Origin of the sequence: Streptomyces sp. KMM 9044, assembly GCF_024701375.2 — a bacterium.
Taxonomy (GTDB): domain Bacteria; phylum Actinomycetota; class Actinomycetes; order Streptomycetales; family Streptomycetaceae; genus Streptomyces.
Window position 1 is genome coordinate 5,477,860 of record NZ_CP113910.1, and the last position, 13,371, is coordinate 5,491,230.

10 protein-coding genes are annotated in these 13,371 nt (G+C 71.9%); 5 read left to right on the top strand and 5 right to left on the bottom strand.

Annotation, left to right across the window (positions count from 1 at the left end; genetic code table 11):
* Window positions 1-241: 241 nt before the first annotated feature.
* Entirely contained in the window at window positions 242-466 is a 225-nt protein-coding gene (locus HUV60_RS24745) for a hypothetical protein (RefSeq protein ID WP_443047406.1), read from the top strand.
* A 272-nt stretch (window positions 467-738) separates the two neighbouring features.
* Here the strand turns inward: HUV60_RS24745 and HUV60_RS24750 are convergent, their stop codons facing one another.
* Window positions 739-1,185, bottom strand: a complete 447-nt coding sequence (locus tag HUV60_RS24750) for a VOC family protein (RefSeq protein WP_257850240.1) — start codon at window positions 1,183-1,185, stop codon at window positions 739-741.
* A gap of 53 nt (window positions 1,186-1,238) precedes the next feature.
* Complete coding sequence (locus tag HUV60_RS24755; RefSeq protein WP_257849400.1) at window positions 1,239-1,787, bottom strand: pyridoxamine 5'-phosphate oxidase family protein; 549 nt, start codon at window positions 1,785-1,787, stop codon at window positions 1,239-1,241.
* A gap of 202 nt (window positions 1,788-1,989) precedes the next feature.
* Here HUV60_RS24755 and HUV60_RS24760 point away from each other — a divergent pair, with 202 nt between their 5' ends.
* Window positions 1,990-4,992 carry a bifunctional [glutamine synthetase] adenylyltransferase/[glutamine synthetase]-adenylyl-L-tyrosine phosphorylase gene (locus HUV60_RS24760; RefSeq protein ID WP_257849401.1) on the top strand — a complete coding sequence of 1,001 codons (3,003 nt, stop codon included), beginning with the start codon at window positions 1,990-1,992 and terminating at the stop codon, window positions 4,990-4,992.
* 18 nt (window positions 4,993-5,010) lie between these two features.
* Here HUV60_RS24760 and HUV60_RS24765 read toward each other — a convergent pair whose 3' ends face one another.
* Together HUV60_RS24765 and HUV60_RS24770 are read right to left on the bottom strand one after the other, a co-directional pair.
* Window positions 5,011-6,072, bottom strand: a complete 1,062-nt coding sequence (locus HUV60_RS24765; RefSeq protein ID WP_443047407.1) for a phosphatase PAP2 family protein — start codon at window positions 6,070-6,072, stop codon at window positions 5,011-5,013.
* A gap of 235 nt (window positions 6,073-6,307) precedes the next feature.
* Window positions 6,308-7,078, bottom strand: a complete 771-nt coding sequence (locus HUV60_RS24770) for a response regulator (protein WP_257849402.1) — start codon at window positions 7,076-7,078, stop codon at window positions 6,308-6,310.
* 107 nt (window positions 7,079-7,185) lie between these two features.
* On the opposite strand from HUV60_RS24770, the gene HUV60_RS24775 reads away from it, so the two are divergent.
* Together HUV60_RS24775 and HUV60_RS24780 are read left to right on the top strand one after the other, a co-directional pair.
* Entirely contained in the window at window positions 7,186-8,793 is a 1,608-nt protein-coding gene (locus tag HUV60_RS24775) for a sensor histidine kinase (RefSeq protein WP_257849404.1), read from the top strand.
* Entirely contained in the window at window positions 8,790-9,995 is a 1,206-nt protein-coding gene (locus HUV60_RS24780; RefSeq protein ID WP_257849405.1) for a PP2C family protein-serine/threonine phosphatase, read from the top strand. Before HUV60_RS24775 ends, HUV60_RS24780 begins: the two co-directional genes overlap by 4 nt.
* A gap of 506 nt (window positions 9,996-10,501) precedes the next feature.
* Here the strand turns inward: HUV60_RS24780 and HUV60_RS24785 are convergent.
* A complete protein-coding gene (locus HUV60_RS24785; RefSeq protein ID WP_257849406.1) occupies window positions 10,502-11,536 on the bottom strand; it encodes a LacI family DNA-binding transcriptional regulator in 1,035 nt (344 codons plus the stop codon).
* A gap of 473 nt (window positions 11,537-12,009) precedes the next feature.
* Here HUV60_RS24785 and HUV60_RS24790 point away from each other — a divergent pair, with 473 nt between their 5' ends.
* Complete coding sequence (locus HUV60_RS24790) at window positions 12,010-13,281, top strand: extracellular solute-binding protein (protein ID WP_257849407.1); 1,272 nt, start codon at window positions 12,010-12,012, stop codon at window positions 13,279-13,281.
* The last annotated feature ends 90 nt before the right edge of the window (window positions 13,282-13,371 follow it).

Genomic DNA, 13,371 nt, shown 5'->3' on the forward strand with positions numbered 1-13,371 from the left:
CGTAACCGCCCGTCCCGCATCGAGTGGCCATTCGCGCGTACTGGGCACGCTTTGGCCCCATGGGATGTCGACTGGAGGCCGCCGGGCCCGCCTTGGCCGGTGAGCTCCGAGGACGTCCGCCCGGGCGGACGAAGGCGCGAGACCTCATCGCGGGCCTGCCGCGGCACGCGGCGGAGGTCTCCGTGGTCACCAACCGGGGGAGGGAGACTCGTACCAGCTCATCCGGGGCGGCCCGGCCCGCGTGGAGGAGTACTGTGAGCTCCCGCCCGGCGCTGAGGGCGACGTCCGGGCCCACTCCGGCGCCGACCCCGGCGCCGAACGCCGTGCCCTCGACACCGGACCCCTCCCGCGGAACCTCGGCGAGCGCGTCTTCGGCTCCCTCCCGCGCGACAGGTGCCGGGAGCGGGAGGAGTGCCGCAGCGAGGTCACGGCCCTCGTACCGCCCACGAACCTGCCGGTGCTGTGACGCTCCGCTGCGGCGGGGGGAGGTGCCGGCTCCCCCCCCTGGCCCGTCCCCCTGAGGAGGTCCGCCCGCACGGCCGGGGCGAGTGTGAGCCGGGAGCCCTGGGCGTTCTCGCTGTTCCGGACGCGGGGGACGGCGGGGGACACGGCTCCCCCGCCGCGGTCGTCCGGGACTTCCGGGCCCTGCGCCCGGCAGGTGGGCGGCGCAGCTGTTTCCGGATCCCCCCGACGAGCTCCGGCCGTGTCACCGGAGCTGGTGAACACCCCTGCCGTTCCCTACTCCTGACGTCCCGCCAGCTCTGTCAACAGCTTGTGCAAGGGTTCCGTCGCACGGCGGCGGTACTCCTGGACCGCCCAGCCGTTGCCGTCCGGGTCCTTGAAGTACATGAACGTCGCGCCGTCGTCCGGGGCGTACACGACCGGCTCGGAGATCTCCAGGCCGCGCGCGGTCAGTTCCGCGTGGGCCGCCTTGATGTCGGCGACGCACAGCTGCAGGCCCTGGTACGAGCCCGGGGCCGGGCGGGCGCCGCCCCCCATCTCCCAGATGCCGTCGCCCAGCGCGATCGAACACCCGGAGCCCGGGGGCGTCAGCTGGACGATGCGCATGCCCGGCATGACCTCCTGGTCGATGTCGACGTGGAAGCCGACCTTGTCCCGGTAGAAGTCCCTGGCCCGGTCGATGTCGCCGACGGGCAACGGGAGCACTTCGAGGGTCATGGCCATGTTCATCAGGGTTCCTCCCACTGAGTCGGTGCGGTCGGTCGGGTCTCTCGGCGTCACGCGAACCGCCATCTGGTCTGGCTGAACGGCTCATCCTTACCGAATCCGGAAACCGTGCGCGGCGCCACCGAGAACACGGCAGCGTGCCCCGGCCCGTGGTGGAAGAGGCCGCCGCGCACCTCGAAGTGCCAGAAGCTTCCGTACTTCGCCTCCCAGGCCGCCGCCGGTTCGCGCAGCCGGCCGTCGTCAGGGACCCGTACCGCCTCGCCTTCCACCGTCAGGTCGTAGCCCCGGTTCCGGGTGTTGGTGCCGGTGGTCAGGACGACGTGCGGGTTCGCCTCCAGATTGGGGGCCTTGCGCTCCTGCGGCCCGGTGCAGAAGTGCAGCGCGCCGTCCGACCAGACGGCGGGGAGCGGGGTGACGCGGGGACGGCCGTCGGGGCGGACCGTGGAGATCCAGAAGAGCTCCGCCGCAGCGAGCCGTCCCTCCGCCCCGGGCCAGGGGAGCGCGGTCGCCTCCGGGTCGCTGTAGCGCGGGTCGAGACGGGCCTCGGGGGAGGCGGGAGAGTCGGAAGTCCCGTTCGCCGGGGGTGGTGTGTCGGTCATGATGGCCTCACCGGTCGGGGGCGGGAGTGACGGGGGAGTTCCTCCCCGAGGGGTTTGACCCCGCCCGCCCCCGAAACTCATCGCGCACCGTGGGGCATCGCACCCGTCGTCCCGGGGCAGGGCCGGGCCGTGGCGGATAGGCTCGTCGCCTGTATGGGCTGGTGACGGGCCCGAGGCGGGCCGAGGACCGAGGGAGGCCGGGATGACGTCGGTGCCGGGGCGCAGGAGCAGTACCTTCACACGGCTGCTGCGGCACGGTTTCACCGACCCGTCGGCGGCCGAGCGGCTGCTGGACAGCCCCGAGCTGGCCGCGGTGCGCAACGATCCGGTACTCCTCGAGGCGCTCGGCGCCACCGCCGACCCCGATCTCGCGCTGCTGGGACTGGTCCGGCTGCTGGAGGCGCAGACCGGCGCCACCGGCCGGCAGGAGCTGCTGGACACGCTGATCGCCGCCAAGCCGCTGCGCGACCGGCTGCTCGGTGTGCTCGGCGCCTCCGAGGCCCTGGCCGACCATCTCGCCCGGCACGCCGACGACTGGCAGGCGCTCGTCACGTACGAGGCGCGGGACCTGCACCCCGGTGTGACCGAGTTCGAGCACGGCCTCGCCGCCGTCACCGACGCCGTGTCGCTGCGCGTCGCCTACCGTCGGTGCCTGCTGTCCATCGCCGCCCGCGACGTCTGCGGCACCACCGAGGTGTCCGAGTCCGCCGCCGAACTCGCCGACCTCGCCACCGCCACCCTGCGCGCCGCCCTCGCGCTCGCCGAGGCGGCCGCGCCCGAGGACACTGCCCTGTGCCGGCTCGCGGTGATCGCGATGGGCAAGTGCGGCGGGCACGAACTGAACTACGTGTCGGACGTCGACGTCATCTTCGTCGGCGAGGCGGTGAACGGCGCCGACGAGGACAAGGCACTGCGCGCCGCCACCCGGCTGGCCTCGCACATGATGCGGATCTGCTCCGAGAACAATGTCGAGGGCACCATCTGGCCCGTCGACGCCAACCTGCGGCCCGAGGGCCGCAACGGCCCCCTCGTCCGCACCCTCGCCTCACACCGCGTGTACTACCAGCGCTGGGCCAAGACCTGGGAGTTCCAGGCGTTGCTCAAGGCCCGCCCGGTGGCCGGCGACCTCGGCCTCGGCGAGGAGTACGTCGCGGCGCTCCGGCCCCTGGTGTGGCAGGTCGCCGAACGGGAGAACTTCGTCGCCGACGTGCAGAAGATGCGCCGCCGGGTCATCGACACCATTCCCACCGCCGAGGTCGAGCGTCAGCTCAAGCTCGGCCCCGGCGGGCTGCGCGACGTCGAGTTCGCCGTGCAGCTGCTCCAGCTGGTGCACGGCCGCACCGACAGCTCCCTGCGCAGCGGCACCACCCTCGACGCGCTGGGGGCCCTCGCCGCCGGCGGCTATGTCGGCCGTGCCGACGCCGCCCAGCTCGACGGCGCCTACCGTTTCCTGCGCTCCCTGGAACACCGCATCCAGCTTTTCAGGCTGCGCCGCACCCACCTGGTCCCGGAGGACGACGCGGACCTGCGCCGCATCGGCCGCTCCCTGGGCCTGCGCACCGACCCGGCGACGAGCCTGAACCGCGAGTGGCGGCGGCACGCCTCCGTCGTACGGCGGCTGCACGAGAAGCTGTTCTACCGGCCGCTGCTCGACGCGGTCGCCCAGCTCGCCCCCGGCGAGGCCCGGCTCAGCACCGAGGCCGCCCGCGAACGGCTGGTCGCCCTCGGCTACGCCGATCCGGGCGCCGCCCTGCGCCACCTGGAGGCGCTGGCGTCCGGCGTGACCCGCAAGGCGGCCATCCAGCGGACCCTGCTGCCCGTACTGCTCGGCTGGTTCGCCGACTCCGCCGACCCTGACGCCGGCCTGCTGAATTTCCGCAAGGTCTCCGACGCGCTCGGCAAGACCCCCTGGTACCTGCGGCTGCTGCGCGACGAGGGCGCCGCCGCCGAGAACCTCGCCCGCGTCCTGTCCGCCGGACGGCTGGCCCCCGACCTGCTGATGCGTGCCCCCGAGGCGGTGGCCCTGCTCGGCGACGGTGAGGCCGGAGGCCTCAGCCCTCGCCCCCGTGCCCACCTGGAACAGGAGATCCTCGCCGCCGTCCGCCGCGCCGACGGCGCCGTCCAGGCGGTCACCGCCGCCCGCGGAGTCCGCCGCCGCGAGCTGTTCCGCACCGCCGCCACCGACATCGTCGGCTCCTACGGCACCGAGTCCCAGCCGGCCGAGGCCGACCAGGGCGCCCTGGTCGACCTGGTCGGCGGCGCCGTGTCGGACCTGACCGCCGCCACCCTCGCCGGCACGCTGCGCGCGGTCGTCCGGGAGGGCTGGGGGGACACCCTCCCCACCCGCTTCGCGATCATCGGCATGGGCCGCTTCGGCGGCCACGAGCTGGGCTACGGCTCCGACGCGGACGTCCTGTTCGTCCACGAACCGCGCGACGGCGTGGACGAACGGGAAGCGGCCGACGCCGCCGGCAAGGTCGTCTCCGAGATGCGCCGCCTGCTCCAGATCCCCAGCGCCGACCCGCCCCTGCTCATCGATGCCGACCTGCGTCCCGAAGGCCGGTCCGGGCCGCTGGTCCGCACTCTGAAGTCGTACGAGGCGTACTACCGGCGCTGGTCCCTGGCGTGGGAGCGGCACGCGCTGCTGCGCGCCGAGCCGGTCGCCGGCGACGAGGACCTCGGCCGCCGCTTCGTCGAGCTGATCGACCCGCTGCGCTACCCGCCCGCCGGAATCGGCGAGGACGACGCGCGCGAGATCCGGCGGCTGAAGGCCCGTATGGAGTCCGAGCGGCTGCCGCGGGGCACCGACCCCAAGCTGCACGCCAAGCTCGGTCCCGGCGGCCTGTCCGACGTGGAGTGGACCGTGCAGCTGACCCAGCTGCGGTGCGCCGCGCACGAGCCGGGGCTGCGCACCACCCGCACCCGCGAGGCGCTGGCGGCCGCCCAGGCGGCCGGGCTGATCCCCGCGGAGGCGGCGGCCATCCTCGACGAGGCCTGGGTACTGGCCACCGGCGTGCGCAACGCGGTCATGCTGGTCCGGGGCCGGGCCGGGGACACCTTCCCCACCGACCCGCGGGAACTGGCCGCCGTCGGCCGCTACCTCGGCTACGGTCCCGGCCATGCCGGGGACATGCTCGACGCGTACCGGCGCACGGCCCGCAGGGCACGGGGCGTGATGGAGGAGCTGTTCTACGACGGGTCGTAGCCGGTGGTGCGGGACGCCTCAGTGACGCGGAGTCGCCTCCTCAGGCGCCCGGGTGCGGGCGGACACGCCCGCGGCGGGGGAGCCGTCCGGGTCCTTCGGGGTACGCGGGCTCACCACGCCCGGGCCCCCGATGCCCGGGCCCCGGCTGCTGCCCGTGCCCTTGCCGCCGTCCGCCACCACGCCGGCCCCGCCCGTGCCGCGCCGGCCCGGGAAACTCCTGAACCGGCCGGCCTTGTCCCGGACGCCCCCGCCCCCGTCCTCCGGCACCACTCGGGGCAGCGCGTACGGCCCGCTCCCGTACCAGAGGGTCGCCAGCGCGTAGCCGAAGGCGAGGCAGAGCAGACCGCCCACCGCGTCCAGCCAGAAGTGGTTGGCGGTGGCGACGATGACCACCAGCGTGCCCGCCGGGTACAGCAGGCCCAGGACCCTCGCCCACGGGACCGTCGCCAGCGCGAAGACCGTCAGCCCGCACCACATCGACCAGCCGATGTGCATCGAGGGCATCGCGGCGTACTGGTTGGACATGTTCTTCAGGTCGCCGGAGGCCATCGATCCCCAGGTCTCGTGGACCACCACGGTGTCGACGAAGCCGCCGCCGTTCATCAGGCGCGGCGGGGCGAGCGGGAACAGGTAGTAACCGGCGAGGGCGACGGCGTTGGTTGAGAACAGCACCAGCCTGGTCGCCGCGTAACGGCCGGGATGACTACGGTAGAGCCACACCAGGACACCCAGCGTGACCGCGAAGTGCAGGGTGGCGTAGTAGTAGTTCATGCCGATGACCAGCCAGGTCACCGAGTTCACCGCGTGGTTGACCGACTCCTCGAAGGCGAGGTTGAGCTGCTGCTCCAGGTCCCAGAGCCAGTCCGCGTTGCGCAGCGCCTCGGACTTCTGCTCCGGCACCGCGTTGCGGACGAGTGAGTACGTCCAGTAACTCACCGCGATCAGCAGGATCTCGAACCGCAGCCGCGGCCGGCGGGGGGTGCGCAGACGACGCAGGAACCCCTGCCCCGTCTCGTCCTCGACGGGGTGCGCCGCGGCCTGATGCCGACCTTCCAGCGTGGTCACCCTCGCTTCACCCATGGGCACAGAGTCTGCCAGAAAAGCCCCCCTACAGATCATCCTACGGTTTGGGCGGACCCGCACGTTCTCTCCGGGAGGGAGGCCCGCCGCCTCCTCCTGGAGCAGGGTGCGAGGACTCGCCGCCTGCGGCCCGGGGACGGCATGGCGCCCCGGACGGCCTCCACGGGTGCGCGGTGCCACGGCTCCACGAGCGCAGCCGGAGCCTGCTTCCGGGGCGCCGTGACACCGGGCCGGCTCAGGGACGGGGACGGGTGGCGGTGTCGAGGTAGAAGGCGTCGATGCTCTGGACGGCCTGCTCGAACTCCTCCAGGTTGACGGGCTTGGTCACGTAGGCGTTGGCGTGGCTGCTGTACGCGCCCGTGACGTCGTCCGGAGCGGTGGACGTGGTCAGGACGACCACGGGGATCGTCTGGAGGTCGTCATCGCTCTTCAGGACCTTGAGCAGATCGCGGCCGTTCATCCGGGGCATGTTCAGGTCGAGGACGATGAGGTCGGGTCGCGGACTGTCCGGGGCCCGCAGGTGTTCCAGCGCGGCGACCCCGTCGGTGACCTGGACGAGGTTGCGGGCTCCGCGCTCGGAGAGGGCTTCCTCGATGAGCATGGCGTCGGCAATGTCGTCTTCGACCAGCAGGACGTCGAAGGGGCGGGCGGGGGTGGTCATTGTCGGATGCTCCGTGGGTTTCTCGGGGGAATGGTGGAAAAGCCCCGGCCAGCGGCGCCGGGCACCCTGCCGGGTCATACCGCAGGCGGCACCGATCTGCGGGTAGCCGGCACCGGCGCGGGCGGCGGCCACGGCCGCCTCCTGCTGGAGTCTTTCAGTGGCCTGTTTGAGGTGGTCCAGCACGTGGAGCAGAGCCAGGGCCTGTGCCGGGTCGTCCGGTGCCGGGTGCGAGGGGGCTCCCAGAAACCGGCGGGCGAGGCGCTGCGCAAGATCACCGACTGCCGCGTCCGTGAGGGAAGCGGTCTCCTGCGGGGTGATCCACGGTGCGAAGTCCTTGCCAGGCATGTCCGGCACTCTAGGTCCCGGAGCAGCTCCGCGACAACAAGGGTTGTCACCCTCTAAAGTGTGCTGGCCCAACTTTCACATGTCTGCCACACCGAGGAGCCCACACGATGACCGTCGACGAGAGGCGATCGCGCACGCGAGGCTTTTCCGCGTGGACGACCAAGCGGTGGCTTCGCGTGGGGACGGCCCTTTCCCTCGTGATCCTCACCCTGCTCGGGGCAGCGGGCACATGGGTCCTGGGACGGACCGAGTCGATCAGCGACGAACTCGTGGACGTGCGCTCCTCCGCGCTGACCGTCGCGATCCGCCTGGAAGCGGCCTTGCTCAACCAGGAGACCGGAATCCGCGGCTACGGGCTCACCGGCATACCGGAGTTCATCACCCCCTACGAGGAGGGGCTCACCGAGCAGGAAGCGACCGTCGCGCAACTCACCGGGCTGCTCAAGGGCGACCCCGCGGGTCTGGACGACCTGAAGGCCGTGCAGGACGCCGCGGCGAGGTGGCAGGAGAGGGTCGCCCGGCCCGTCGCCGCCGCGCCCGCCGGCTCACCCTCGTCGACGGTCACCCAGCGGGCGACGGAAGGCAAGGAGGCCTTCGACGACGTACGTGCGGCCCTGAGCGGCCAGCAGGAACAGCTGCGCGCGGACCTCACACGGGTGAGGGACGACCTGGTAAGGACGATGGCCTTGAGGAACGGGGTGTTCAGCGCCATCGCGGTGCTCATCGTCGTCCTCACGGCTCTGGTCTTCGAGGGACTGCGCCGGGGCATCAACACGCCGCTGGAACGGCTCGGCGCGGACGCCCGTGCCGTCACCGGCGGCGACTTCGAGCATCCCATCACCCCGACCGGTCCCGCCGACCTGCGGCGCCTCAGCCGTGAGATCGACTACATGCGACAGCGTCTCGTACGGGAACTGGCACTCAGCGAGGACACACGGCTGCGTCTGGACGCGCAGACCGCGGACCTCCAGCGCTCCAACGCCGAGCTGGAGCAGTTCGCGTACGTGGCCTCCCACGACCTGCAGGAGCCGCTGCGCAAGGTCTCCAGCTTCACCCAGCTCCTCCAGCGGCGCTACGGGGGGCAGCTCGACAGCCGGGCCGACCAGTACATCGACTTCGCGGTCGACGGGGCGAACCGCATGCAGACCCTCATCAACGACCTGCTCGACTTCTCCCGGGTCGGGCGGCTGCACAACGCCCACCAGGACGTCGACCTGGGCGAGGTGCTGGAACGGACCCTGGCCGCGCTGAGCGTCGGCATCGAGGAGGCCGGAGCGGAGATCACCCACGACCCGCTGCCGACCCTGGTCGCCGACCCCACCCAGCTGGGCATGCTCTGGCAGAACCTGATAGGCAACGCCGTCAAGTTCCGCCGCCCGGGCGAAACGCCGAAGATCCACGTCACGGCGGCCCCGGAAGGCGAACTGTGGCGGTTCACCGTCACCGACAACGGCATCGGCATCGCACCGGAGTACGCCGACAAGGTGTTCGTGATCTTCCAGCGGCTGCACACCAAGGACACCTACACCGGGAGCGGAATCGGTCTCGCGATGTGCAAGAAGATCGTCGAGTTCCACGGGGGCACCATCGAGATCGATCCGGGGTACCACGACGGCGCACGCATCGTCTTCACCCTCGCGCCCCGGCCGCCGGAGGTCTCCGGCCCGTCCCCCGTGCCGGAGGCCACCCGCGCCGACGCGGAGCCCGTGCGATGACAGCAGACACGGCGGCCGTGCCGGAAGCTGCCTCCGAGGAGTCGGTGTACCGCATCCTGCTGATCGAGGACGACGCGGGCGACGCCCTGCTCGTGGAGGAACTCCTTCACGACACGGGGATGCGGTTCACGCTGACCACCCGGACCACTCTGGCCGAGGCGCGCGCCGAACTGGCCGGCAGCCCGATCGACTGCGTTCTCCTCGACCTGCACCTGCCCGACGTGGCGGGCGTCGACGCGGTCACGGCCGTGCGAGGGCTGGCCCCCCACACCGCGGTGATCGTCCTGACCGGGCTGTCCGAGGACCGGGCGGGCACCGAGGCCATGGCCGCCGGAGCACAGGACTACCTCGTCAAGGGCAAGGTCGAAGCGGACCTGCTGCGAAGGGCGCTGCGCTACGCCGTCTACCGGAGCCGGACGGAACGCGCGAGCGCCGAAGCCCAGGCCACCCGGCTGAGGGCGGAGGAGAACGCCCGTCTGGAACGCGGCCTGCTGCCCCGGCCGATGCTCGACACCTCCACGGTGAGGGTGACGTCCCGCTACCTGCCCGGCGCCGAGATGGCCCTGCTCGGCGGGGACTTCCTCGACGTGGTGGAGGGAGACGACGGGCTGTTGCACGCCGTCGTGGGCGACGTCAGCGGCCACGGTCCCGACGCCGCGGCCCTGGGTGTCTGTCTGCGGATCGCGTGGCGCTCCCTGGTACTCGGCGGGTACCGCGGGGACGACCTGCTGCACCTGATGGAACGCATCCTGATCGCCGAACGCGACAGCCAGCACCTGTTCGCCACCTGCACTCTGCTCACCCTCGACCAGAGCTCCGGCACCGCCGTCCTCCACCTGGCAGGCCACCACGAACCCCTCCTCACCACGGCCGAGGGGACCCGGGAGGTGAGCGCCGACCACGGCATCGCCCTGGGCATCGTCCCCGGAGACGGCAGCTGGCCCTGCACGGTCGTTCAGCTCCCGGCCGCCGGAGCCCTGACCGTCTACACCGACGGCCTCATCGAAGGGCACAACGGGACGAAGGGCGAGCGGCTCGGCGTCGAGGGGCTGCTCGCGCTGATCGGGAACCTGCCGCCGACGGATCCGGAGGACCACGTCGACCTCCTCATCAAGGAAACCCACACGCTGAACGCCGGCCGCCACTCCGACGACCTGGCCGTGCTCCGCCTCGACTGGGGCGACCTGCCCGCCGGCCGCTGAGGGCCCCGTGCGCCGGCAGCGGCCCGGCAGCCGCGGCAGCCACGACGCCGTCCGCAGGGCTCCTCGCCGGTGTCCGCAGGGCGGGCGGCACGAGCGGCCCGGCGGCTGTCGGCGCCGCGCTCCGACCGGGCCCGCCCGGCGATCGGGGCCGAGGTGACTCGCGGCGGTTTTCCCGCCGGGGCGGGCGGGGCCGTTCGCGCGCATCCACGTTGTGCAGACCTACCTGCCCGCCCCAAGTGGCCGGGCACTGCGCCCGGCCGGGCGGTGGTCGGGCCTCTGACCGGCGTCTCCGACGGCACCCCTCGGGCCCGGTGACACCGCCCCCAGGTCATCCGGTCGACAGGGGGCAACAGCCAGGCCGGGCCCGGAGGCCAGCGGCCCTCTTGCAGGAACGCGAAGAAGATAACTGTGAGAGTTCCTCTGCGGACCGGGAGCCCCATGCCCGAAGAGCCCGGGGGAGTGCGTGCCCGGGGCCCCGCCTCCTTGGCGCGCCCCGCCGGGCAGTCCTAGGAACGGTTCCGGTCCCCGGGGGCCGAGGCCGTCGAGCCGCGGACCACCAGCTCCGGCATGAACACGAACTCGCTGTGCGGGGCGGGCGTCCCGCCGATCTCCTCCAGCAGGGTGCGCACCGCGGCCTGGCCCATCGCCGGGACCGGCTTGCGGACCGTGGTCAGCGGCGGGTCGGTGAAGGCGATCAGCGGGGAGTCGTCGAAGCCGACCACCGAGATGTCCGTCGGCACCTCGAGACCGCGCTGCCGGGCCGCCCGTATCGCGCCCAGCGCCATCATGTCGCTGGCGCACACCACCGCCGTGCACCCGCGGTCCACGAGCGCGCTGGCGGCGGCCTGGCCGCCCTCCAGGGTGTACAGGGAGTGCTGGACCAGCTCCGTCTCCACGGTCCGGGCGTCCAGGCCCAGTTGGTCCTGCATGGCGCGTGCGAAGCCCTCGATCTTGCGCTGCACGGGCACGAACCGCTTCGGCCCGAGCGCCAGCCCGATCCGGATGTGCCCGAGGGAGGCGAGATGGGTGACCGCGAGTGCCATCGCCGCCCGGTCGTCGGGGGAGATGAACGGCGCCTGCACCTGCGGCGAGAAGCCGTCGACCAGCACGAACGGCACGCCCTGGGCGCGCAGTCGCTCGTAGCGCTGCATGTCGGCCGTGGTGTCCGCGTGCAGGCCGGAGACGTAGATGATGCCGGCCACCCCGCGGTCGACGAGCATCTCCGTCAGCTCGTCCTCCGTCGACCCGCCCGGGGTCTGGGTGGCCAGGACCGGTGTGTAGCCCTGGCGGGTCAGCGCCTGCCCGATGACCTGGGCCAGGGCCGGGAAGATCGGATTCTCCAGCTCGGGAGTGATCAGCCCCACCAGGCCCGCGCTGCGCTGCCGCAGCCGCACCGGACGTTCGTAACCCAGGACGTCGAGGGCGGCGAGGACGGACTGGCGGGTGGTGGCGGCGACACCCGGCTTGCCATTGAGCACGCGGCTGACGGTCGCCTCGCTCACCCCGGCCTGAGCAGCGATGTCGGCAAGACGTGTGGTCACAGCACCGGACCCTATCGGCCGCCCCGCTCCTTGCACACCGGTCGGACGCCTGGTGCGCGCCGTCGGACGGCCCGTCGTGGGCTGCTGCGTCATCGCGGTCCCTCATGTCGTGGTCGGCATGTCGTACTCGACACGTCGCGCTCGGTGTCCGTACCGCAACGGATGATTCCCCCGACGGAAACGGATGGCAAGTACTTGCAGAGTCTTGCATAACTGTCCGAACGTCCGTCCTGGCGCCGGAAACCCGGCGGTGGCAAGGCGATCGGGGCATCAGGGGGGAGGCGGTGCGGGGAGGTCACGGCGGGGTAACCGTCGGGCTTTCTTGCAAAATTTTTCAGCAAGGTCTTTCGAATCGGTTGCATCGCTGTTACGTTCACGTCGCCCGGCGGCCCCATCGGCGCGGTCGGCACGTAGGCAGGACGGCAGACGGGGCCGACCTGCGTGACACGGGCTTTCACCCTCAAGGAGAACTCATGCGGCGTGGCATAGCGGCCACCGCGCTGGTGGCGTCCCTCGCCCTCACAGCGACGGCCTGCGGCGGAGACAGCGACAGCGGCGACTCGGCCGACGGCCCGGTCACCATCACCTGGTGGGACACCTCCAACGCGACCAACGAGGCGCCGACGTACCAGGCCCTGGTCAAGGAGTTCGAGGCCGCCCACGAGGACGTCAAGGTCAAATACGTCAACGTCCCCTTCGACCAGGCGCAGAACAAGTTCGACACCGCCGCCGGTTCCAAGGGCGCCCCCGACGTGCTGCGCTCCGAGGTCGGCTGGACCCCCGCCTTCGCCAAGAAGGGCTTCTTCCTGCCGCTGGACGGCACCGAGGCGCTGAAGGACCAGGCGGAGTTCAAGTCCAACCTGATCGAGCAGGCCACCTACGAGGACAAGGTCTACGGTGTCCCGTTCGTCACGGACACGCTCGCGCTGGTCTACAACAAGGAACTCTTCGAGAAGGCCGGCGTCGAGGCCCCCAAGACCTGGGACGACCTGAGGAAGGCCGCCGCCACCATCAAGGACGAGACCGGCGTCGACGGCTACTGGGGCTCCACCCAGGCCTACTACGCCCAGTCCTTCCTCTACGGCGAGGGCGCCGACACGGTCGACGTCGACGCCAAGAAGATCACCGTCAGGTCGCCCGAGGCCGAGAAGGCGTACGGCGCCTGGCTGGACCTCTTCGACGGCAAGGGCCTGCACAAGGCCGACACCACCGCCGACGCCTACGCCCACATCCAGGACGCGTTCGTCAACGGCAAGGTCGCCGCGATCATCCAGGGCCCGTGGGAGATCACCAACTTCTACAAGGGCTCGGCCTTCGAGGACAAGGACAACCTGGGCATCGCCACCGTCCCGGCCGGCTCCGCGGGCACGGCGGGCGCCCCGACCGGCGGCCACAACCTCTCCGTCTACGCCGGCTCCGACGCCGCGAAGCAGGAGGCCGCGCTGAAGTTCGTGAACTTCATGACCTCGGCCAAGTCCCAGGAGACCATCGCCCTGAAGAACTCCACGCTGCCCACGCGTGACGACGCCTACACCGACAAGGTCAAGGCCGACCCGGGCATCGCCGGCTACCAGACGGTCCTCGAGGCCGCCCAGCCGCGCCCGGCCCTGCCCGAGTACAGCTCGCTGTGGGGTCCGCTCGACGACGAACTGCCCCAGATCGCGGGCGGCAAGGAGTCCCTGGACAAGGGTCTGGGCGACGCCGAGACCGCCATCGCCAAGCTGGTGCCGGACTTCAGCAAGTAGAGCCCGCGTGGCCGCCGGGTCCCTTTCCGGGAGGGGAGGACCCGGCGGCCACCGGCCTGTGTGCCGAACCCCTTGAACATCCAGAAGGTG